20 protein-coding genes and 1 pseudogene are annotated in these 22,291 nt (G+C 40.1%); 12 read left to right on the top strand and 9 right to left on the bottom strand.

The window, feature by feature from the left end:
• The first annotated feature begins 1 nt into the window (after position 1).
• The 11 genes from FTU72_RS12310 (at position 2) to FTU72_RS12260 (ending at position 12,502) form a co-directional block, all read left to right on the top strand.
• Entirely contained in the window at positions 2-1,141 is a 1,140-nt protein-coding gene (locus FTU72_RS12310) for a hypothetical protein (RefSeq protein ID WP_180052949.1), read from the top strand.
• The gene (locus FTU72_RS12305) at positions 1,138-2,280 is read left to right on the top strand and encodes a glycosyltransferase family 4 protein (protein ID WP_180052948.1); all 1,143 of its coding nucleotides are present in this window, start codon (positions 1,138-1,140) and stop codon (positions 2,278-2,280) included. Before FTU72_RS12310 ends, FTU72_RS12305 begins: the two co-directional genes overlap by 4 nt.
• Complete coding sequence (locus FTU72_RS12300) at positions 2,281-2,892, top strand: sugar transferase (RefSeq protein ID WP_180052947.1); 612 nt, start codon at positions 2,281-2,283, stop codon at positions 2,890-2,892.
• Positions 2,885-3,541 carry a NeuD/PglB/VioB family sugar acetyltransferase gene (locus FTU72_RS12295; RefSeq protein WP_180052946.1) on the top strand — a complete coding sequence of 219 codons (657 nt, stop codon included), beginning with the start codon at positions 2,885-2,887 and terminating at the stop codon, positions 3,539-3,541. The genes FTU72_RS12300 and FTU72_RS12295 overlap by 8 nt, the downstream gene beginning before the upstream one ends.
• Positions 3,542-3,572: 31 nt before the next feature.
• Entirely contained in the window at positions 3,573-4,742 is a 1,170-nt protein-coding gene (locus FTU72_RS12290) for a DegT/DnrJ/EryC1/StrS aminotransferase family protein (protein ID WP_180052945.1), read from the top strand.
• Positions 4,743-4,877: 135 nt separating this feature from the next.
• Complete coding sequence (locus FTU72_RS12285; RefSeq protein ID WP_180052944.1) at positions 4,878-6,752, top strand: nucleoside-diphosphate sugar epimerase/dehydratase; 1,875 nt, start codon at positions 4,878-4,880, stop codon at positions 6,750-6,752.
• Between the two features lie 26 nt (positions 6,753-6,778).
• On the top strand, positions 6,779-7,654 hold the full coding sequence (gene galU / locus FTU72_RS12280; RefSeq protein ID WP_180025392.1) for a UTP--glucose-1-phosphate uridylyltransferase GalU: 876 nt from the start codon (positions 6,779-6,781) through the stop codon (positions 7,652-7,654).
• A 15-nt stretch (positions 7,655-7,669) separates the two neighbouring features.
• The gene (locus FTU72_RS12275; protein WP_180032166.1) at positions 7,670-8,926 is read left to right on the top strand and encodes a nucleotide sugar dehydrogenase; all 1,257 of its coding nucleotides are present in this window, start codon (positions 7,670-7,672) and stop codon (positions 8,924-8,926) included.
• Positions 8,926-10,581: a glucose-6-phosphate isomerase gene (gene pgi / locus FTU72_RS12270; RefSeq protein ID WP_180052943.1), complete on the top strand. Its 1,656-nt coding sequence runs from the start codon at positions 8,926-8,928 to the stop codon at positions 10,579-10,581. The genes FTU72_RS12275 and pgi overlap by 1 nt, the downstream gene beginning before the upstream one ends.
• A 22-nt stretch (positions 10,582-10,603) precedes the next feature.
• A complete protein-coding gene (gene galE / locus FTU72_RS12265) occupies positions 10,604-11,620 on the top strand; it encodes a UDP-glucose 4-epimerase GalE (RefSeq protein ID WP_180052942.1) in 1,017 nt (338 codons plus the stop codon).
• Between the two features lie 6 nt (positions 11,621-11,626).
• The gene (locus tag FTU72_RS12260) at positions 11,627-12,502 is read left to right on the top strand and encodes a beta-1,6-N-acetylglucosaminyltransferase (RefSeq protein WP_180052941.1); all 876 of its coding nucleotides are present in this window, start codon (positions 11,627-11,629) and stop codon (positions 12,500-12,502) included.
• Positions 12,503-12,582: 80 nt separating this feature from the next.
• Here the strand turns inward: FTU72_RS12260 and FTU72_RS12255 are convergent, their stop codons facing one another.
• On the bottom strand, positions 12,583-13,953 hold the full coding sequence (locus FTU72_RS12255) for a phosphomannomutase CpsG (protein WP_180052940.1): 1,371 nt from the start codon (positions 13,951-13,953) through the stop codon (positions 12,583-12,585).
• A 143-nt stretch (positions 13,954-14,096) separates the two neighbouring features.
• Between FTU72_RS12255 and FTU72_RS12250 the strand changes: the two genes are divergently transcribed.
• Positions 14,097-15,161, top strand: coding sequence for an acyltransferase (locus FTU72_RS12250; protein WP_180052939.1), 1,065 nt, complete (start codon positions 14,097-14,099; stop codon positions 15,159-15,161).
• 56 nt (positions 15,162-15,217) lie between these two features.
• Here the strand turns inward: FTU72_RS12250 and glmS are convergent, their stop codons facing one another.
• From glmS to FTU72_RS12210, 8 genes and pseudogenes are all read right to left on the bottom strand, one after another.
• The gene (glmS, locus tag FTU72_RS12245) at positions 15,218-17,056 is read right to left on the bottom strand and encodes a glutamine--fructose-6-phosphate transaminase (isomerizing) (RefSeq protein WP_180002650.1); all 1,839 of its coding nucleotides are present in this window, start codon (positions 17,054-17,056) and stop codon (positions 15,218-15,220) included.
• A 12-nt stretch (positions 17,057-17,068) separates the two neighbouring features.
• Complete coding sequence (glmU, locus tag FTU72_RS12240; protein WP_180052938.1) at positions 17,069-18,433, bottom strand: bifunctional UDP-N-acetylglucosamine diphosphorylase/glucosamine-1-phosphate N-acetyltransferase GlmU; 1,365 nt, start codon at positions 18,431-18,433, stop codon at positions 17,069-17,071.
• A gap of 20 nt (positions 18,434-18,453) precedes the next feature.
• Entirely contained in the window at positions 18,454-18,930 is a 477-nt protein-coding gene (locus FTU72_RS12235) for a phosphatidylglycerophosphatase A (RefSeq protein ID WP_180052959.1), read from the bottom strand.
• A gap of 22 nt (positions 18,931-18,952) precedes the next feature.
• Positions 18,953-19,870 carry a thiamine-phosphate kinase gene (thiL, locus tag FTU72_RS12230; RefSeq protein WP_180052937.1) on the bottom strand — a complete coding sequence of 306 codons (918 nt, stop codon included), beginning with the start codon at positions 19,868-19,870 and terminating at the stop codon, positions 18,953-18,955.
• A 17-nt stretch (positions 19,871-19,887) separates the two neighbouring features.
• On the bottom strand, positions 19,888-20,337 hold the full coding sequence (gene nusB, locus FTU72_RS12225) for a transcription antitermination factor NusB (RefSeq protein ID WP_005233270.1): 450 nt from the start codon (positions 20,335-20,337) through the stop codon (positions 19,888-19,890).
• Between the two features lie 4 nt (positions 20,338-20,341).
• Positions 20,342-20,812: a 6,7-dimethyl-8-ribityllumazine synthase gene (ribE, locus tag FTU72_RS12220; protein ID WP_004280926.1), complete on the bottom strand. Its 471-nt coding sequence runs from the start codon at positions 20,810-20,812 to the stop codon at positions 20,342-20,344.
• 11 nt (positions 20,813-20,823) lie between these two features.
• Positions 20,824-21,945 carry a bifunctional 3,4-dihydroxy-2-butanone-4-phosphate synthase/GTP cyclohydrolase II gene (gene ribBA, locus FTU72_RS12215; RefSeq protein ID WP_180002653.1) on the bottom strand — a complete coding sequence of 374 codons (1,122 nt, stop codon included), beginning with the start codon at positions 21,943-21,945 and terminating at the stop codon, positions 20,824-20,826.
• A 237-nt stretch (positions 21,946-22,182) separates the two neighbouring features.
• A pseudogene (locus FTU72_RS12210) lies at positions 22,183-22,291 on the bottom strand (IS701 family transposase); the annotation flags it as partial.

Raw genomic sequence — 22,291 nt, 5'->3', positions numbered from 1 at the left:
AATGTTAGAATTAGATTTTTATCAAAGCAATTTAACCTTACTTCTTTTGATTATTAGTTTTCTTGTTGTTTTTATTATTGGTTGTAAATTTAAATCTGATTTTAAAATAATTTTTGGGTTATTTGTTTGGCATACATTTTTTTCTCTATTTTATTATTTTTTTACTTTATATAATTCTTCTGATGCAAGGAAATATTATCTCATGTCACAGAATAGTGAAATAGATTTTTATCCTGGGTCTCCTTTCATTTATTTTTTTTCTTCTATATTTTCTAAAGGATTAGATGCAAGTTATTTAAATGTTACCTTGGTATATAATACTTTAGGATTATTGGGACTTATATTTTTATATCATTCTTTAAAAAAATATCTTGAAAAACTTCCTTGGTATTGGTTTTTCTTATTATTTATACCTTCTATGAGTTTTTGGAGCGCTGGGTTAGGTAAAGATGCAATATCATTTTTTTCAGTATGTTTATTTTTATATACTATAACTTCTAATAAAAATCTCTATATTCTACTTCCAATATCATTTTTCTCTATGTTTATGGTGAGACCACATGTAGCATTAATGATGATCGTATCCTTTGTAATTTATTTTATTCTCCGATCGCGAGTACATTTATTGGTTAAGTTGGCTACTTTGCCTATTATTATAGCGGGCATTGTCTTTTCTTCTAGTTTTGTGCAGCAATATGTAGGGTTAGATGAAGCATCAATTGACAGCATTAGTGGTTATGTAGATGATCGTCAAAATTCTAACCAAGAAGGAGGTTCTTCTATAGATTTACAATCCATGAGTTATCCTGTGCAAATATTTACTTATGTATTTAGACCTTTGCCTTTTGATGCTCATAGTGCTTTAGCTTTATTTACCAGTATAGAAAATACTATATTGTTGATATTATTTTTATATATCTTATTTAAAAATAAGTTTAAACTAAATTATTTTATAGAGGGTAAAAATACTTGGCTACTAATTTATGCATTTTTGACTTGTAGTATGTTAGCTATTACTACCGCAAATTTAGGTATTGCTACTCGTCAAAAATGGATGTTTATGCCAATTCTAATTTATTTATTAGTTCATACATTTTATCAGTTTAAAGAGTCTCAACGTATAGGTAGACTTAGAAAATGACCTTTCTAATTATTTCCAGCTTTCTCCCTTCAGTATTAAATTTCCGTGGAAAGTTACTTGAAGGAATTAATGAACAAGGCTATGAAATTCATATTATTGCACCTGATCTGACGTCGTTTTCTATCGAGCATGAAAAACTATTAAATTTGGGTTATTTCGTACATGAAGTTTCGATGCAGCGTACAGGCACCAACCCGGTTTCAGACTTAAAAACTTTAGGAAGCATGTACGCACTTATAAAAAAAATCAAACCTGACTATGTTTTATCTTATACGATCAAGCCGGTTATTTATGGAACACTAGCCGCATGGTTGGCGCAGGTACCACATCGCCATGCTTTAATTACAGGTTTAGGCTATGCCTTTCAAAATGTAGAGCAGGGCAGTAAACGAAGTATTTTTCAGAAACTGGTTCATACTTTATATCAGCAGGCATTATTGCGCAGTCATAAGGCTTTTTTTCAAAATCCAGATGACTTAAAGCTTTTTCAGGACTTAAATCTTTTAAATACCAAGCCACCTACAGTAGTAGTAAATGGTTCTGGGGTCAATGTTGCCGATTTTAATGTATTACCTTTACCTGTAACGGCTGATCAAAAAATTAAAATATCCTTCTTGCTGATTGCACGTTTATTGGTAGATAAAGGTGTGCGTGAATATGCTGAAGCGGCAAAAATCATCAAACATAAATATCCGTATGTAGAGTTTAATCTGGTAGGCTGGATCGATGAAAATCCAGCAGCGATTACCCAACAAGAATTAGATGAATGGATTGCTAAAAAAACAATAAATTATTGGGGTAAATTAAGCGATGTTCGTCCTGCAATTGCAGAAAGCTCGGTTTATGTCTTGCCATCATACCGTGAAGGTACGCCACGTACGGTATTAGAAGCTATGGCTATGGGGCGGGCTATTATTACGACCGATGCGCCTGGTTGTCGTGAAACTGTCATTGATGGCGATAACGGATTTCTAGTTGAAGTAAAATCCGTAGAAAATTTAGTAAAAGCCATGGAAAAATTGATTCTTCAGCCAGGGTTGATTGCTCAAATGGGAAATCGCTCCAGAGAAATCGCATTACATAAATACGATGTACATCAGGTCAACGCACATATGATGCAAGAAATGGGTTTGATTTAAATGTTAAAACGCCTTCTCGATATTATCATCGCTTCAATTGCCCTAATCCTGCTTTCTCCACTTTATGCTTTTGTTGCGTACAAAGTAAAAAAAAATCTGGGTTCACCTGTCTTGTTTCGTCAGGTTCGTCCCGGTTTACATGGTAAACCGTTTGAAATGATCAAATTCCGCACCATGAAAGATGCAGTGGACGAGCAGGGTAAGCCATTGCCGGACAGTGAGCGATTAACCCCTTTTGGTAAAATGCTGCGTTCTACTAGTCTGGACGAAATGCCGGAATTGTGGAACGTGATTAAAGGCGATATGAGTATTGTTGGTCCACGTCCACTGTTGATGGAATACCTGCCACTTTATAATACTGAACAAGCTAAACGTCACAATGTGCGTCCAGGTATGACCGGCCATGCACAGGTGAATGGCCGTAATGCGATTAGTTGGGAAGAAAAGTTTAAGCTGGATACCTGGTATGTCGAAAATCAATCAATTTGGCTTGATTTTAAAATTATGCTGAAGACAGTAAAAAAAGTTATTGCTAAAGATGATATTAATGAAGCTGGTGAAGTGACAATGACAAAATTTACTGGCACTAAGACGGATCATCATCATGACTGAAATCTATGCAATTTATGGTGCATCTGGGTGTGGCCGTAGTTTAATGCCAGTAGCACGTGAACAGCTAGAGCGTGATAATATTCAAGCTGAAATTTATTTTATTGATGACAGTTTAACTGAAAAAATTACAATTAATGGCCATGTGGCTTTGAATTATGAAGCTTTTAAAGAATTAAAAGCTGATAAAAAATTCGCTTTAATTGCGATTGCCAATAGTCAAATTCGTGAAAAAATTGCGATAAAACTTGAACAAGATGCAATTGAGCGATGGACTGTTCAGGCAGATAATGTTGTGCGTATGGATGACATTGAGATTGCCCCAGGTGCTGCTTTAAGCCCATTTGTGACCCTCACTTCCAATATCAAAATTGGCAAATGTTTTCATGCCAATTTATACAGTTATGTTGAGCATGACTGTGTCATCGGTGATTACGTCACCTTTGCTCCCGGGGTGAAATGCAATGGCAATATCCATATTGAAGACCATGCCTATATTGGTACAGGTGCCGTGATCAAACAGGGCACACCTGACAAGCCTTTAGTGATTGGCAAGGGCGCTGTGGTAGGAATGGGCGCAGTAGTGACTAAAAGTGTGCCACCAGGTGTGACAGTAGTTGGCAATCCGGCACGTATTTTAGAGAAAAAATAAGTTTTTAAAGTTTTGAAAATCAGGAAGTATCATGTTAAACACTGCATTTGAACCATGGCCAAGCTTTACGCAAGAAGAAGCTGATGCTGTCTCCCAGGTTTTATTGTCCAATAAGGTTAATTACTGGACTGGACAGGAATGCCGTGAATTTGAAAAAGAATTTGCTCAATTTGCTGGCACACAATATGCAGTAGCATTGGCGAATGGTACCGTGGCTTTGGATGTAGCCTTGAAAGCCTTGGGAATCGGTGCGGGTGATGATGTGATTGTGACTTCACGTACTTTCCTTGCATCTGCTAGTTCCATTGTGACAGCTGGGGCAAATCCGATTTTTGCCGATGTGGAAATGGACTCGCAAAATATCTCACGTCGTACGATTGAAGCAGTTTTAACGCCTAATACCAAAGCGATTATTTGTGTGCATCTCGCTGGCTGGATGTGTGATATGGATCCAATCATGCAATTGGCAAAAGAAAAAGGCCTGTATGTGATTGAGGACTGTGCCCAAGCCCATGGTGCCAAGTACAAAGGAAAATCTGCAGGTTCAATCGGTCATATTGGTGCCTGGTCATTCTGTCAGGATAAAATTATGACCACGGGTGGTGAAGGAGGAATGGTCACTACCAATAATGAAAACTTATGGAAAAAAATGTGGTCTTATAAAGATCATGGTAAAAACTTTGACAGTATATATAACAAACAGCATCCACCGGGATTCCGCTGGTTACATGACTCTTTTGGTACCAACTGGCGCATGATGGAAATGCAGGCTGTGATTGGACGGATTCAATTGAAAAAGATGTCCGAATGGACAGCACAGCGTAATGCAAATATGGAAAAAATTTATGCTGCATTTGCAGATAGCCCATATTTTACAGTTCATCGTCCATCAGATGATTATGTACATGCTGCCTATAAATGCTATGTACAAGTCAATACTGATGCTTTACCAGAAGGCTGGTCACGTGACCGAATCATGAATGAAATTAATGCCGAAGGTGTACCATGCTTTAGTGGGTCTTGTTCAGAAGTCTACCTGGAGCATGCTTTTGATGATACTCCATGGCGTCCGAAAGAACGTTTAAAGAATGCTCAAAAACTGGGTGAAACCAGTCTAATGTTCCTCGTGCATCCAACGTTAACAGAAAATAATATTCAAACAACTAAAGATGTTATTCAGCAGGTGATTAGTCGCATATAATTCTCTAGGATTCAATCATGTAAAGTGTATCTTTATAGGTACACTTTAAACATTTATCCAAGTTTTTACCTCAATTCTCTCTAATATTTAATATGGGGTAAAAATTTATAAATAATTATTGAGAAGACACAGCAAGTGAAATCTATCATTCTACCTTTAGTTGAATCTCCACGTGCGGCTAAACAGACCTTTCTCGTTATTTTGGACTTCTGCATATTTCCCGTCCTGATCTGGCTTTGCTATGCCATTCGTCAATTCGATCTGGGTGCAGAAGTCGTTCCCAATATTCCTTTTGGCACAATTTGGGTAAGTGCTATTGCTGTATTGGCTTTATTTATTTGTGGTGTTTATCGTTTTATTGTTCGTACCTTTAATGAATTTTTTATTGTTAAATTAGGGCTGGCCACTGTTCTGGCAGTCATTGGTTTATATGTGCTTGCGTATGCTACACATGCATTCATCCCTACTTCTATTCCTTTAATGTTTGGCTTCATGATGTTTGCCTGGGTCTGGTTTAGTCGGGGAATAATCCGCTTCATTGTTCGTTCTTATTTATATGCAGGTGTATCTAAAAAACGGATTGCGATTTATGGTGCAGGTTATGCAGGACAGCAGGTTGCAGCAACTTTAAATCGTTCTAATGAACATTTGCCAGTCATGTTTATTGATGATAATCCTTCATTGAGTGGTCAGAATATTGGGGGAATTCAAGTTTATGCACCAGAAACTGCATTAAAATCTTTTACCAAACTTCGCATTGATGAAATTCTGATTGCGCTTCCTTCAGTAGGACGTATCCGCAAAAGCGAGATCGTAAAATTCTTAGAACCTGCACATTTAAAAATTACTGAAATTCCAGGGCTGACTAAACTGGTCAATGGTGAAATTCGTGTTTCTGATATTCAGGAAGTTGATATTATTGATCTACTGGGGCGTGATCCAGTTCCTCCTGTAGCAGAACTACTAGAAAAAAATATCAAAGATAAAGTCGTGATGGTTACAGGGGCAGGAGGCTCCATTGGTTCAGAGCTATGTCGTCAAATTATTAAAAATCAACCGGTAAAACTTATTATCTATGAGCTGACAGAGTTTGCTTTATATAGTATCGATAAAGAGTTACGTCTCAGTGCCAGCTGTGAAATTATTCCGATTCTAGGTTCGGTAGTGGATGAAAGTAAACTGGAACGGGTCATTGAGCAATATAGCGTTCAAACTGTCTATCATGCTGCTGCTTATAAGCATGTTCCTTTAGTAGAATGTAATCCATTGGCTGGCTTAAAAAATAATGCTATAGGGACTGCCTTTAGTGTCAATGCAGCAGTCAAAAAAGGCGTCGAGACCTTTGTGCTAATTTCGACTGACAAAGCAGTACGTCCAACCAATGTGATGGGGGCTACCAAACGTATGGCAGAGCTTTATTGTCAGGCCATGGCTGAAGCACAAAATCAAACCCAGATAAGTATTGTACGTTTCGGGAATGTCTTAGGTTCATCGGGTTCAGTTGTGCCATTATTTAAACAGCAGATTGCCAAAGGTGGACCTATCACTGTTACCGATCCTGAAGTGACACGTTTCTTTATGACGATTCCTGAAGCTTCGCAGTTAGTAATCCAGGCAGGTGCTTTAGGCACAGGTGGTGATGTATTCCTGCTCGATATGGGAGAGCCAGTGCGAATCCAGGATCTTGCTCGTCAGATGATTTCACTGAGTGGCTTAAAGGTGAAAGACAGTCAAAATCCCGATGGTGACATTGAAATCCAATACACAGGACTGCGTCCAGGTGAAAAACTGTATGAAGAGCTGTTAATTGACCAGGAAAATACAGAGATTACTTCACATAAGCGAATTTTAAGATCAGTAGAAAAGCATTATCCTTTAGCTGAAATTCTGGAAGTATTTAATCGTATGCATGTGCTGACAGCGACTCAGAGTGATGTGGACTGGGCGTTAATGCAGCTTGAACATTATGTCGATGGTTATCAGCGTGGTCAGGAAATTAAAGTAAATTAAATTTGGAAATAATTAGGTTGAATAACATGATTAAAAAGGCAATTCTCCCTGTCGCAGGACTTGGCACACGTTTTTTACCAGCCAGCAAATCCATTCCCAAAGAAATGGTGACGGTAGTTGATCGTCCGGCCATTGAATATGTGGTAAAAGAGGCGATTGCGGCTGGAATTGAGCAAATTATTTTGGTGACGCATTCTTCCAAAGCATCGATTGAAAATTACTTTGATCGTAACTTTGAACTTGAAACTACACTTGAGCAAAAAAATAAAACCGATTTGCTTAAAGAAGTTACTGAAATTTTACCCCCACATGTTAGTGTGATTAGCGTACGTCAGCCACAGCCTTTAGGCCTTGGTCATGCGGTACTTTGTGCTAAGGCTGTGATTGGTGATGATGACTTTGCTGTCCTGTTACCAGATGTTCTGGTTAAAGATCAAGATACTCAAAATGACCTGTCTCGTATGATTCAACGTTATGAACAGTCTCGTGCATCACAAATCATGGTTGAGGCAGTTCCTGATCATCTGGTTGATCAATATGGGATTGTGGATGTGCCTGCTTCGCCTGCGGAAGGTGAAAGTACGGTGATGCAAGGGATTGTGGAAAAGCCGGCGATTGGTACTGCACCGTCGAATTTATCTGTGGTAGGTCGTTATATCCTTCCGGCAAAGATTATGCATTTACTGGAGCAGACACCAAAAGGGGCAGGTAATGAAATCCAGCTAACTGATGCGATTGCACTATTGCAGCAAACAGAAGTTGTCGAAGCTTATCGGATGAAAGGTCAAACCTTTGATTGTGGTAGCAAGCTCGGCTATCTTAAGGCTGTATTGCATTATGGCGTAGATCATCCCAAACTCGGTGCTGAATTTAAAGCATTGATTCAGGAACTCGCCTTATAATAAAAAAGGGATACTATGAAAGTCGCAGTATTAGGAAAAACCTTATTCTCGGGGGTCATTTCGGCCCTGTTAGCTGAATGTGGCCATCAGGTCATATGGTGTAATAGCTTTAATCCTGATGAGCCTGCCCGGACTTACTTTCAGGATGAATCCTTACAATTATTGCTACAAAAACAGCAAGAGTTAGGGTTCTTAAACTGTTGTGATTTTCAGCATTTGACCTTTAATCAGGATGTCTTTTTTTTCAGTTTTAATGCAACTGAAGAGCAGCTGGCATTTCAGATGTTAAATACCATTCATCATGCCTGCTTTGCCCATCCTAAATTGATGATTAATGCATCCACCTTTGGTTTGCATGGTACAGCGCGATTCCAGCAACTTTTACCGAATGATGACTGGGTCTATCTTCCAGATATTATCCAGGAAGGGAATGCTATTCGCAGTTTTGTTCAAGCGACTCAATTGATTGTGGGTTGCGATCAGCCAGATGTACAGCTCAAGGTTAGAGAGCTGTTACGTCCCTTGTTCCCTCGTGCCCAGCAATATCTGTTTATGCCTATTCTGGATGCAGAATTTACCAAGCTGAGTATTTCCGGCATGCTGGCTACCCGGATCAGTTATATGAATGATCTGGCGAGTGTTGCTGAAAAACTGGGAATTGATATTGAGCAAGTCCGTCAGGGTATGGCGGCAGATAATCGTATTGGTTCAGCTTATTTATTTCCAGGTGTGGGCTTTGGTGGAGAAAACTTTTCTCATGATATCCGGACGCTGACTCACGCCGTGGCGGATTCAGGGGTAAAAAACCAGTTACTGGAACAGGTGTGGGATATTAATGAGCAACAGAAAGAGTTGCTATTCCGGAAGTTGTGGAATTATTTCCGTGGAGACCTGCAAGGGAAAACAGTCGCCATCTGGGGGGCTGCATTTAAGGAAAATACCCCAAGTATCCAGCAATCTCCGGTACATGCCATGTTGGCAGCATTGTGGGCGCAAGGTGCAACAGTGAAATTGCATGATCCACAGGCTTTGACCAATATTGAACAGATTTATGGTCAACGTACCGATTTAATTTTATGTGAAGACCAGTATCAGGCGGTAGAAGATGCAGATGCATTGTGTTTAATCACTGCCTGGAAACAGTATGGTAGCCCGGATTATGCTTATCTCAGCAAGTTGATGCAGCATCCTTTGATTCTGGATGGACGTAATCTTTATGACCCTGCTTATATCAAGTCACGCGGTTTTAACTATATTGGGGTGGGACGTTGATGTTAGACCAGCTTAAATCAGACCAGAATAGCAATAATGCTTATAAAAAGCTAAATTCTGTAAAAGAACAATTGAAATCGATCCATTTACGCCAACTCTTTGCAGCAGATCCTGAACGGTTTAATCAGTACTCGGTTGAATTTGAAAAGTTGGTTTTTGATTACAGCAAGCATAGAGTCAATCGTGATGCTGTGCAGCATCTGATTGAATGGGCAGAGACACAAAATCTAAGATCCTGGATCGGTTCTTTATTTTCCACTCAGACGATTAACTATACTGAACAACGTGCAGCCATGCACTGGGCCTTACGTTTGCCGAAAGAGGACCAGCAGCATGAAGATCTGGCAGCTGAAGTTCATGCTCAGCTAGACCGTATGTATGCTTTGGTCGAGCAGATTCATGCCGGACAACGCCGTGGGGCTACGGGTGAAGTCATTCAGGATGTAGTGAATATCGGGGTGGGGGGATCTGACTTAGGACCATTAATGGTTAGTCATGCGCTCTCGGATTTCAAATATCAATCTGCCAAACCTTTGAATGTGCATTTTGTTTCGACGATGGATGGTAGCCAGCTATCTGAATTGCTGCATCAGTTACGTCCGGAAACAACGCTTTTCATTATTTCTTCCAAGTCATTTGGAACGATTGATACCTTATCCAATGCTCAAACAGTGCGTTTATGGCTGGAAAAATCTTTAGGCCAACATCCTTCTATCGTGAAGCATCATTTTATTGGGGTATCCACTAAACCTGAAAAAATGACAGCCTGGGGAATTGCACCCGAAAATCAGCTGTTGTTATGGGAGTGGGTCGGTGGGCGTTATTCTCTCTGGTCGTGTATTGGTTTGCCGATTGCACTCAGTATTGGAGTGGACGGTTTTAAACAGCTGCTTGCTGGTGCTTATGCCGTAGATCAGCATTTCCAGTACAAGCCTCTGGAACAGAATATTCCAGTATTAATGGGCTTACTGGGTGCATGGAATACGAATTTTCTGGATATTCAGACCCATGCCATCTTGCCTTATGATGGACGTCTGAAATATTTCGCGTCTTATTTGCAGCAATTGGAAATGGAGTCTAATGGTAAATCTATCCAGCGCAATGGTGAAAAAGTACAGCTCGACACTTGTCCGATTATTTGGGGCGAAGTTGGACCAAATGCTCAACATGCCTTTTACCAGCTATTACACCAAGGCACTCAAGCGGTCAGCTGTGATTTTATTGCTCCTGTTAAACGTTATAACAGTCAACAATATACCTATGTCGATAATGCTGATGCTCTGATTGAACAGCATCATCTGGCTTTATCTAACTGTTTGGCTCAATCACGTTTACTGGCATTTGGTAATGATGCTTTGGATCAGACTGAATTGCAGGGTTTACCAGCTTATAAACAATATGAGGGTAACCAGCCAAGCAGCACTATTTTATTACAGGAATTAAATCCTTATAGTCTGGGAATGCTGATTGCGTTATATGAGCATAAAGTTTTTGTGCAGTCGGTACTGTGGAATATTAATCCATTTGACCAATGGGGCGTAGAAAAAGGTAAGGAAATTGCCAATCAGTTATTGCCTATACTGAATGGTGAGCAAACTGATATTAGCGGTTTAGATGGTTCAACCCAGGGTTTGATTAAAATCCTAAAAGCTTGATTAAAATTGAATTAGGAAAGATATGGCTAAAATTTTAGTAACGGGTGGAGCAGGTTATATTGGCTCACATACTTGCTTAGAATTATTGAATAGTGCACATGATGTTTTAGTGCTAGATAATTTATCCAATAGCTCGGTTGAGTCTTTAAACCGTGTCCAGCAGTTGGCTCAAAAAAGCCTGAAATTTGTAGAAGGTGATATTAGAGATAGTCAGATTCTAGATCGAATATTCCAGGAAAATACCATTGATGCAGTGATTCATTTTGCTGGTTTAAAAGCAGTTGGTGAAAGTCAACAAATTCCATTAGCTTATTTTGATAATAATATTGCTGGTTCAATTAACCTAGTGCGAGCGATGCAGCGAGCTCAGGTTTTTAAACTCGTATTTAGCTCATCTGCAACAGTCTATGACGAAGCCAATATTTCTCCATTAAATGAAGAAATGCCAACAGGTATGCCAAGTAATAATTATGGGTATACTAAATTAATTGTAGAACAGATTCTAGAAAAACTAGCAATTGCAGACACACGTTGGTCAATTGCCTTATTGCGCTATTTTAATCCGGTAGGTGCACATAAAAGTGGCCAGATCGGAGAAGATCCACAAGGGATTCCAAATAATCTGATGCCTTATGTGACTCAGGTAGCTGTAGGTCGTCGTGAAAAATTATCTATTTTTGGTAATGACTATGACACAGTAGATGGGACTGGAGTACGTGATTATATTCATGTGGTTGATTTAGCTAATGCACATTTATGTGCATTAAACAACCGACTAACATCTCAAGGGTGTAGAGCTTGGAATATTGGCACAGGGAATGGAAGTTCAGTTCTTCAAGTGAAAAATACTTTTGAACAGGTAAATGGAATAAATATTGCATTTGAATTTGTATCACGTCGTGAAGGTGATGTGGCAACTTCATTTGCGGATAATAAACGTGCAATAGAAGAATTAGGATGGGCACCACAGTATGGTTTGGAGGATATGCTAGCTGATAGTTGGAACTGGCAAAAGCAGAATCCCCATGGATATGGATAATAAAATATGAATTTTATTTATGGGATTATGTGTCATCAATTAACTAATCCACTTGTTTATCTTGTAAATGAGCTGATTAAAAGTCCTCATAGTAAAATTTTAATTCATGTAGATAGAAAATCAGATCTTGATCATATAAAAAAATCGTTACCAAGCAGCTCACAAATAGAATTTTTGATAGAAAGAGTGGATGTGCATTGGGGTGGTTATACTCAAATTGAGGCCACTCTAAAACTTTTAAATTATGCCAGTCAATTTGAATATAAGTATTTTTCTTTATTGTCCGGTGATGATATTCCCTTAATGTCTATTGAAAGTATAGAAAAATATCTTTTAAGCAGTAATCAGGAATATATCGGTTATGAACTTCAAGCAAATCCGAGAAGCCGGATTAAATATTTATATCCAGATTTCTTTTTTATTAAAGAAAAATCAATTTTAGAAAAAATTAAATGCAAACTAATTATTCTTTTACATAGACTTGGTTTCTATACTCAAAATATAGAAGGATTGCCAAAACTATATAAAGGATCTTTATGGTTTATATTAAGCTATCAGGCGGTTCAATATATTTTGGATTTTATAAAAACTAATAGAGACTATGATTTGGCCTTTAGAAAATCACTGTGTGCCGATGAAGTATATTTTCACACCATTATTCAGAATTCATATTTTCAGGAAAGAATTTACTATCCAGAAGATGAGGAACAAGTATCGGAAGGGGGATTAAGATATATCGACTGGATGTCAGGACCAGATTATCCCAAAATTCTAGATGAGTCTGATTTTGATAAGATGAAACAATCAGGCATGTTATTTGCCAGAAAAGTGAAGGCAAATATCGATATAAATCTGCTCAAACAATATTTTCAATATTCATAATAAAAAGCCCCCTTCAAAATGGACAGTTCGTCTAATCTGAAGGGGGACTTTTCTAAAGTTTTTTCTACTAATAGGTAGAATTATCCCTGAATTAACTGGGTGAGCTCATCTACATAAGACTGCATTGGACGAGGGTTCTGGTCACGACGGCTTTCAATATTTAAGCGTAACAAAGGTTCAGTATTGGAAGCACGAACGTTAAAGCGCCACGCCCCAAAGTTCAGGCTAACGCCATCTGTCTGATCGATTTCTGGTTGCTGGTCGGCATAATGATCAAAGATTTTTTGGATCGTCGCCTGAGTATCTGCGACTTTAAAGTTGATTTCACCCGAACAAGGAAATTTGGCAATCATCTCTTCAACTAGGGAAGATAGTGATTTTCCGGTTTCAGATAAAACCGCGATGGCAAGCAGCCATGGAATCATGCCACTATCACAATAAGCAAAATCACGGAAATAGTGATGAGCACTCATTTCACCACCATAGGCTGCGTTGTGCTCACGCATGACATCCTTGATAAAAGCATGTCCTGATTTAGATTGAATTGCTGTTCCTTGATATTGTTCGACAACATCAAAAGTATTCCAGACCAGACGTGGATCATGCACGATTTTTTCGCCAGCCTGTTTTAGCAAGAAGGCCTGTGCCAGTAGACCGACAATATAATAGCCTTCAATAAACTGACCTTTTTCATCAAACAGGAAGCAACGGTCAAAATCGCCGTCCCAAGCAATACCCATGTCAGCTGAATGTTGAATCACCACATCACGTGTACTGGCACGATTTTCAATCAGAATCGGGTTAGGAATACCATTCGGGAAATTACCATCCGCCTCATGATGAATCTTAATAAATTCGACTGGAATATTGAGTTCTTTAAATTTAATCTCAATTGCATCAATCACGTGACCCGCTGCACCATTACCTGCATTCACCACCAGCTTCATTGGTCGGATTTTTGCTGGATCAATATAACTCATCAGGTGATCAACAAATTCAGGCAGGATATTATATTTTTTTGTCGTACCCTTGCTTGTAACTTCAGCGAATTCATTATTTTCAGCCAGTGCTTGAATGTCTTTAAGGCCGGTATCTGCGCTAATCGGACGAGCATTTTCACGGACCAGTTTCATTCCGTTATAATCCATCGGGTTATGACTGGCAGTAATTTCAATGCCACCTTGAACATCCAGATGAAATGTACCAAAGTAAACTTCTTCAGTGCCGGTCATACCCAAATCGAGGACATCGACACCTGCATCATTTAAACCACGAATGGTCGCCTGTTTTAAGTCTTCACTGCTAAGGCGTACATCACAGCCAACTACAACGGTTTTTGGTTGATAAATCTGTCCATAGGCACGACCAATGCGGTAGGCGATATCTTCATTTAATTCGATACCTAACTTGCCGCGAATATCATAAGCTTTGAAACAAGAAAGTTTTTTCATAATTTATTATTTAAGAGTACAATTGAAAAATATATTCTAACCCAAATAAAGATTTTTACCATTCAGCTGGTTACATAATATTAAAATAATATTTCATTTGAAAAATAAAGTATTGTATTAGAAAAATTATAAGGACGAAAAATATGTCTAATAATAAATTATATTCAATTAATATATTGAGATTTATTGCTGCAAGTTTTGTCTTGCTCAGTCATATAGAAAATAAAGTTCATCAGTATAATATCCTGTCCTTAGAATGGTATCGATTTAGAGGGCCAGGTGTTGATATTTTCTTCGTAATGTCCGGGTTTATTATTTGTTTAACGACAGCTAAAAAGAATATAACCCCTATAAAATTTTTAAAAGGGCGTATGCAAAGAATATTGCCTCTGTATTGGTTCTTTACCACTGTGGCTCTTTGTATTTTTTTATATAACCCTGAACTCGTTAATATGAGTGGTGGATATACCAATATTATAGCTTCTTATTTATTAATTCCAGGGGAGCATAAGTTCCTTGTTCAAAATGGCTGGACCCTAAGCTATGATGTTTATTTCTATATCATTTTTGCTTTATCTCTCTATTTTTTTAGAAATAAGATAAATTATATTGCATTAATAGCAGTATTGACTTTTTTACCTGCTGTAGGAATATTGGTATTAAATTTAGATAAAGTATTCTTTTTTAATGTGATTCTTTTAGAGTATGCCTTGGGTATTTGTGCATATCTCATTTATATAGAATGCAATTTAAACTTTATGCTGAATATTATTCTGATTCTATTGGGAACTGCATTTATTTTCTTTCAGAATATATTTAATGTGTTTGAAACTGGATTTGGTCGTGCTTTGGACAGAGGAGTGCCAGCCTTTTTATGTGTGGTTGGTGTGATTGGTCTGGAAAGCTTTTTTAAAAACCACTATCATAAATTTGTAAATATTTTAGATAGATTAGGGAACACGTCTTATTCTATTTATCTGAGTCACCCATTCATACTGGTTATAGGAACAAAGTTATATATAAGCTATTACTTTTTTCAGAATCTTAATTTTGCTTTATTTTTATATGTGATCTGTATTTTTATTGGATACTATGTAAATAAATTTATTGAAGTCCCTTTAAATAGGACAGTTAAGAATTCATTTAAATCAAATTCTATATGGATATTAAAGATTAAAATATTTATTCAGAATTTAAGAAATATATAGTTAACCTGTTATATGAGAGTAGTCAATATCCTCATATAACAGGCTAATTTTATGAATTATTCAACTGTTACTGATTTTGCCAGATTACGTGGCTGGTCAACATCAGTACCACGCAGGACTGCCACATGGTAAGACAGTAGCTGTACTGGAATACAATAAACAATTGGCGCTAAAACAGCGTTTACTTCAGGAATATGCACGACATGCTGGCGCTCTTTGGCTTTAATGCCACTATTTTCATCAGCGAAGACAAATAATTCACCACCACGTGCCTGAACTTCTTCCATATTGGATTTCAGTTTATCCAGCATGTCATCTTGCGGTGCCAGAATTACTACTGGCATATCATTATCTACTAAAGCCAATGGACCGTGCTTCAGCTCACCCGCCGCATAACCTTCTGCATGAATATAAGAAATTTCTTTCAACTTTAGTGCACCTTCCAGTGCGATCGGGAAGTGTGTACCACGGCCTAGGAACAAACAATGCTGTTTCTCTACAAAGAGTTCAGAGAGACGCAGAATTTCATCATCATGACTTAAAGTATCTAGCAGTACCTTAGGCATATGCCATAGTCCAGTCGTGATCTCAGTCATCTGTTCAGCTGAAATGGCATTTTTCACTGTACCGATTTTCAGTACCAGTAACATCAAAGCTGCGAGCTGGGTGGTAAAGGCTTTGGTCGAAGCCACACCAATTTCAGGACCCGCTAAAGTCAGCAGGCTGTAATCTGTTTCACGTACCATTGAAGAAGTTGCAACATTACAAATCGTCATCGTCGTAATATTTACACCTTTTGATGTAGCACGTTTTTGGGTATCACGCAGAGCAGCTAAGGTATCGGCTGTTTCACCTGACTGAGAAATACACACATAGAGTGTATTATTGACAATCACTGGCGTACGGTAGCGGAATTCACTGGCAATCTCGACCTGACAAGGCAGATCAATCAGCTGTTCAAACCAGTATTTGGCAATCATGCCGGCATGGTAACTGGTACCACAGGCAATAATCTGGATTTGCTGGATTGTTGAAAAATCCTGTTCAGCATTTACCAGAAAATCTTCACGCAAGGTATTGCCATTCAAGGCTTGTGAAATAGTCTGTTTTAGCGCTTCAGGCTGCTCATAGATTTCTTTGAGCATATAGTGCTTATATTCACCCTTAGAGGCATTGCTCACGGTGGCATCCAGTTCTTTGACTGGGCGATCTACCAGTTGACCATCCACAAATACTTCAATGGTAGTACGGGTCAGACGTGCAATATCACCTTCTTCCAGATAGATAAAGCGATTCGTGATCGGTAATAAAGCCAATTGGTCAGAACTGATAAAGTTCTCGCCAATACCGACACCGATGACCAGTGGTGAACCTTCACGTACGGTAATCAGTTCATCTGGATGATCTGTATGTACGATCCCGAGCGCATAAGCACCTTTCAGCTGTGGTACGACCTGACGTACTGCTTCAAGCAGGCTAGGGGTAGATTTCAGTGCATCGTTGACCAGATGGGCAACCACTTCAGTATCAGTTTGTGAAGTGAATACATAGCCTAAAGCTTCAAGATCATCTTTCAGCTCCTGGTAGTTTTCAATAATCCCGTTATGAACCACAGCAACATTACCCGAAATATGGGGATGAGCATTGTTTTCAGTCGGTTTACCATGAGTTGCCCAGCGTGTATGCGCAATGCCTAATGAACCATTAATCTGTGATTCATTCACAGCTTGCTCAAGATTCGCGACTTTACCCACACGGCGCTCACGTAGCACCTGGCTATTATTGATTAAGGCCAGACCCGCAGAGTCATAGCCACGGTATTCAAGACGTTTTAGGCCTTCAATTAAGATATTGCTGATATTACGTTCCGCGATGCCACCGACGATACCACACATACTAACTTCCTCTTATTTCTTGATTTTTTGCGGACGCTGATAGTTTTCTTTGGCAAATTGCTTGGAACGTTCTACCGCTAAACTGTTCTCTGCCACATCACGGGTAATCGTTGAACCCGCTCCCACTGTCGCGCCATTACCGATCTGGACCGGTGCAACCAGAGAGCTGTTAGAACCAATAAAAGCATGATCCCCAATGATGGTCTTAAATTTGTTAGCGCCGTCATAGTTGCAGGTAATTGTTCCTGCACCAATATTGGAACCGCTACCGACTTCAGCATCACCTAAGTAAGTGAAGTGATTCGCTTTGGAACCTAGACCAATACTAGAATTTTTCACTTCAACAAAGTTACCAATATGGACTTCAGCTGCCAGTTTTGCCCCTGGACGCAAGCGTGCAAATGGACCAATCTGTGCTTCTTCACCCACAATTGCCTGATCAAAGATGCTATATGGCTGAACTTTAGTACCTGCAGCAATCTTGGTATTTTTAATTACGCAGCCTGTACCAATTTCAACATTATCACCGAGTTCGCAATTACCTTCGATAATGACATTGATATCGATACGCACATCTTTACCAACAGTGAGTTGACCACGTAAGTCAAAACGGCTTGGGTCAATCAGATGTACACCTTGCTGCATCAGCTGTTTAGCCTGATAAGCCTGGAACTGACGCTCTAAAGCAGCCAGTTGTACACGGTCATTGACGCCTTCCACTTCAAAAGCCAGCTCAGGTTCTACAGATGCAACACTCATACCATCTGCTAGTGCCATTGCCACGATATCCGTCAGGTAATATTCACCTTGTGCATTGTCATTGCTTAAACGTGGAAGCCATTCATGTAACTTGGCATTACTGACCGCATAAATACCGGTATTAATTTCTTTAATTTGACGCTGTTCTTCAGAAGCATCTTTATGTTCAACAATTGCTTGAATCTGACCATCTTTACGTACGATACGACCATAACCACTGGCATCTGCAAGCGTTAATGTCACCAGGCCAATGCCTTGCTCTTGAGTAGCATCAAGCAGATTCTGAAGCGTCTGCTGGCTAATACAAGGGACATCACCCGACAGGATTAGTGAAATACCATCTTTCGGCAAAACAGGTAGTGTCATTTGTACGGCATGACCGGTACCAAGCTGTTCAGCCTGCTCTACCCACCGGATATCCTGGTCTGCAAATGCGGACTGAACCTGCTCACCGCCATGACCATAAATGGTAATAATATTGTCTGCATTGAGTTTTTTTGCTGTGTCGACCACATGGCCGAGTAAAGGTCGTCCTGCAAGCGGTTGTAATACTTTCGGTAAGTTGGAACGCATACGGGTTCCTTTACCTGCAGCAAGAATAATCACAGTCGTAGACATGTTCTAATCCTAGATATGGCTTAAGCCATCGTAAAGTAAAAATAAATCCAAATACAAAGTGCTGCCCAGAGGCCAGCGATAATGTCATCCAGCATGATGCCAAAACCACCCCCAACCTGACGGTCAATGACTCGAATCGGCCAAGGTTTCCAGACATCAAATAATCGGAACAGGGCAAAGCCAATGAGTAGCCATAACCAGTTCATCTGACCTAAATAGATCAGTGGCAAAAAGGTGATGGATTGTCCTGCAAACTCATCCCAGACAATACGTCCATCATCATGCACATCCATGACTTTGGCAGTTTGGCCACAGATATATATGCCAATCAGGGACATGATGACAATGGCAAAAAGACTATTTACAAAACCTAAGTAGAGCCAGATGGGTACAAATAAAAGTGCAAAAGCTGAACCAAAAGTTCCGGGCGCTTTAGGCGCCAGACCAGAACCAAATCCTACCCCACTAAAGACAATGAGCCGGTTGATCCATGACATGCTTTTAAAATTGATCGCAGGTTTATGCAAAATGTTGATATCCGTTAAATTGAAGTGAATGATCTACGCCATCTTTTTCAAAAGTTAAACCGTGTTGCTGCTGAATGGAGCCAATTATATTAATCGAAACATCCAGCTGTTTTTGCAATAATTTTTCATAATTTTGCGGGCTTATTGTAAAGCATAACTCGTAGTCATCACCACCCGCGAGGGCGTATTGCCAACGCTGTTCATCATTTAATGCCTGCAGGGCAGGACTGATCGGTAACTTTTCAAGTCCTAAAGTCGCTCCTACCTGAGAAGCTTTGAGAATATGTCCCAGATCCTGTGCGAGGCCATCCGAGACATCAATCATACTGTTGGCTAGGCCTTTTAAGGCAGTACCCAACTGACAGCGTGGGGTTGGATAATCCAAACGTTTCTGTAATGGATGACCGAGATGATTTAAAGCAAAAGCAGCATCACCCACTGTACCGGATACACAAATCAGATCACCAGGCTTGGCACCTGAACGTGGCACAGCTTGTCCTGTATCTACCCAACCAAGGGCAGTCACAGATAAGGTCAAATGAGGGCTTTGGGTGGTATCACCACCGATTAAGCTCACACCAAATTGATCGCAGCAATCATAGAGACCCTGACTAAAAGCTTTTAGCCAGTCATGATCAATTTGGGGTAGGCTCAAGGCAAGTAAAATGCTATGCGGGGTCGCGCCCATGGCTGCAATATCAGAAAGATTAACAGCGACAGATTTCCAGCCAATCGCATGAGGATCGGTGTCTAAAGGAAAATGACGTCCAGCAACGAGGGTGTCGGCACAGATGACCAGTTGTTGCTGTGGAGGAGGGGTGAGCAAGGCTGAGTCATCGCCAACACCCAAATCGACAGAATTTTTATTCTGACGATTAAAATAGGTATCGATAATCGAAAACTCAGCCATACAACAATTCGACTAGATTAGTTGGCTTGCTGTTTTTCTGCTGCACGTAAAGTTGTTGCTAAACGGTCCAATACACCATTGATGTATTTATGGCTGTCTGCACCGCCAAAGTGTTTAGCTAACTCAATTGCTTCATCCAGAACCACGCGGTATGGAATCTCAAGATGTTCTTTGAGTTCATAGGCGCCTAGGCGAAGTGTAGCGAGTTCTACACCATCAAGTGCGGAAAGTTCACGATCCAGCACAGGGATAAGCAAAGCATCCAATGCTTCATGATTGGCAACCACTTGAGTCAACAATTCATGATAATAGCTGAGATCCACTTTGTGCATGGCATTGTCCACACGAGTACGTGCTTCAATCTCATGCACCGGATTGTGGCTCATCTGCCATTCATAAATTCCTTGTACAGCAAAGCGACGTGCTTTACGTTTTGCTGCATAAGTTGCTTGAAGTGTTTGCGACATAGCGTTAAATAGCCTTTAACAAGTTAACCATTTCAATAGCAGTCAAGGCAGCTTCACTACCTTTATTACCTGCTTTTGTACCCGAGCGTTCAATCGCCTGTTCGATACTATCCGTAGTCAATACACCATTAATCACTGGTAAGCCAGTGTCCAAGCCAACTACGCCCAGACCTTTGGCACATTCACCAGCTACAAAATCGAAGTGAGGCGTGCTGCCACGAATCACAGCGCCCAGTGCGATGATGGCATCGAAACGATCTGAAGCTGCCAGTTTTTTCGCAACCACAGGAAGTTCCCAGGCACCAGGTGCATGAACAACAGTGATATTATCCTCTGATACGCCATGGCGTTTCAATGTATCAATGGCACCTTCTAACAGATGTTCAACAACAAAGCTATTAAAACGACCAACTAAAATCGCATAACGGTCTTCGTTCGCGAGATGCAACATACCTTCAATACGGCGAACTGCCATAGGAACCTCGATTATTTCTCTGATGTTTGTTGTGCGGTGATGTATTCCACCACTTCTAAGTTAAAGCCGGACAGGGCATTGAAACGTAATGGAGAGCTAAGCAGCTTCATTTTTTCCACGCCGAGGTCACGTAAAATTTGTGCGCCGACACCAATGGTCTGATACTGCTGGGAAAGTGCAGCATTGGATTTTACATTTTTGGGTGTGGTAAGTGCATCTAGGGCAGGGCCTAAGTCTTGTAAATGGCGTTGGCCAATCCAGACTAGGACACCACGATCACTGTTTGAAATTTCTTTTAAGGCACGGTCCAGATTCCAGGCCGGTTCACCATCTTGCTTGTTCAGCTTTAATAGATCACGCGTCGGATTAAAGCCATGCACACGTACAGTCGTCACGCCATCTTTAGGCTGGCCTTTCACCAGTGCTAAATGAATGTCCGGGTTGCCGATTTCACGGTAACGATAGAGATCAAAGGTACCGTATTCGGTATCAATTGTTTGCTGATCTAAACGTTCAACCGTCTGCTCATTGGTCATGCGATAATGAATCAGATCAGCAATGGTACCAATTTTCAGACCATGCTTTTCTGCGAAAATTTCTAGATCTGGACGACGTGCCATGGTGCCGTCTTCTTTAATGATCTCGCAGATCACAGAAGCTGGCTCAAGACCCGCAAGACGAGACAAGTCACAACCGGCTTCGGTATGACCAGCACGGTGCAATACGCCACCTGGCTGTGCCATCAATGGGAAGATATGACCAGGTTGTACGATGTCACTTGGTTTGGCATGTGCAGCCACCGCAGTTTGAATGGTGTGCGCACGTTCAGCTGCAGAAATACCAGTAGTAATGCCGTTGGCTGCTTCAATTGAAAGGGTGAAGTTGGTTCCGTGCTGAGCGCCGTTGGCATCCACCATCAAGGGTAGATTTAACTGCTGGCAACGCTCTTTGCTTAAAGTCAGGCAAACCAGACCACGCGCATGGGTGATCATAAAGTTGATGTCTTCAGGACGCACGTGGGTCGCAGCAATCACCAGATCGCCTTCATTCTCACGGTCTTCGTCATCCATCAGGATAACCATTTTTCCTGCACGGATATCTGCTACAAGCTCTTCAACTGTATTGAGCGGCATCAACCTTCACCTTCTTTTTTGATCTATACCAGACCGAATCATGACATTATTACTGCATAGTCTAACGCTTTTTAAGCAATTTTGCCTATGCTTATTGCTTTCCCTCAGAGGTTCATTGTTATACACAGTCTTGCGTAGCATGAAAAGTCGACTTTAAATGAAAGCACAGGCTTTATGCTGGATTTTTAAACGATCAGAAAGCATAAAAAATGACAAACTTATAGGACTTACGCACTATTATTTAAAGATTCTCTGTGGTAGCAGATGATTTTTATCGAGAATAAAGTCATCAATGAAGCTTTTGATAATTGGTCTAAATAATTTCTTCTGCCAACGATATACATTT

The sequence above is a fragment of the Acinetobacter sp. YH12137 genome, from assembly GCF_013418535.1.
In the GTDB taxonomy this organism is placed as follows: Bacteria; Pseudomonadota; Gammaproteobacteria; order Pseudomonadales; family Moraxellaceae; genus Acinetobacter.
This window is presented reverse-complemented; position numbering and strand designations above follow the sequence as displayed.

Excerpts from the sequence above, each read along its gene's own strand:
- FTU72_RS12310 (WP_180052949.1), top strand. The coding sequence starts at position 2 with ATGTTAGAATTAGATTTTTATCAAAGCAATTTAACCTTACTTCTTTTG.
- FTU72_RS12305 (WP_180052948.1), top strand. The coding sequence starts at position 1,138 with ATGACCTTTCTAATTATTTCCAGCTTTCTCCCTTCAGTATTAAATTTC.
- FTU72_RS12300 (WP_180052947.1), top strand. The coding sequence starts at position 2,281 with ATGTTAAAACGCCTTCTCGATATTATCATCGCTTCAATTGCCCTAATC.
- FTU72_RS12295 (WP_180052946.1), top strand. The coding sequence starts at position 2,885 with ATGACTGAAATCTATGCAATTTATGGTGCATCTGGGTGTGGCCGTAGT.
- FTU72_RS12290 (WP_180052945.1), top strand. The coding sequence starts at position 3,573 with ATGTTAAACACTGCATTTGAACCATGGCCAAGCTTTACGCAAGAAGAA.
- galU (WP_180025392.1), top strand. The coding sequence starts at position 6,779 with ATGATTAAAAAGGCAATTCTCCCTGTCGCAGGACTTGGCACACGTTTT.
- FTU72_RS12275 (WP_180032166.1), top strand. The coding sequence starts at position 7,670 with ATGAAAGTCGCAGTATTAGGAAAAACCTTATTCTCGGGGGTCATTTCG.
- pgi (WP_180052943.1), top strand. The coding sequence starts at position 8,926 with ATGTTAGACCAGCTTAAATCAGACCAGAATAGCAATAATGCTTATAAA.
- galE (WP_180052942.1), top strand. The coding sequence starts at position 10,604 with ATGGCTAAAATTTTAGTAACGGGTGGAGCAGGTTATATTGGCTCACAT.
- FTU72_RS12260 (WP_180052941.1), top strand. The coding sequence starts at position 11,627 with ATGAATTTTATTTATGGGATTATGTGTCATCAATTAACTAATCCACTT.
- FTU72_RS12255 (WP_180052940.1), bottom strand. The coding sequence starts at position 13,953 with ATGAAAAAACTTTCTTGTTTCAAAGCTTATGATATTCGCGGCAAGTTA.
- FTU72_RS12250 (WP_180052939.1), top strand. The coding sequence starts at position 14,097 with ATGTCTAATAATAAATTATATTCAATTAATATATTGAGATTTATTGCT.
- glmS (WP_180002650.1), bottom strand. The coding sequence starts at position 17,056 with ATGTGTGGTATCGTCGGTGGCATCGCGGAACGTAATATCAGCAATATC.
- glmU (WP_180052938.1), bottom strand. The coding sequence starts at position 18,433 with ATGTCTACGACTGTGATTATTCTTGCTGCAGGTAAAGGAACCCGTATG.
- FTU72_RS12235 (WP_180052959.1), bottom strand. The coding sequence starts at position 18,930 with ATGTCATGGATCAACCGGCTCATTGTCTTTAGTGGGGTAGGATTTGGT.
- thiL (WP_180052937.1), bottom strand. The coding sequence starts at position 19,870 with ATGGCTGAGTTTTCGATTATCGATACCTATTTTAATCGTCAGAATAAA.
- nusB (WP_005233270.1), bottom strand. The coding sequence starts at position 20,337 with ATGTCGCAAACACTTCAAGCAACTTATGCAGCAAAACGTAAAGCACGT.
- ribE (WP_004280926.1), bottom strand. The coding sequence starts at position 20,812 with ATGGCAGTTCGCCGTATTGAAGGTATGTTGCATCTCGCGAACGAAGAC.
- ribBA (WP_180002653.1), bottom strand. The coding sequence starts at position 21,945 with ATGCCGCTCAATACAGTTGAAGAGCTTGTAGCAGATATCCGTGCAGGA.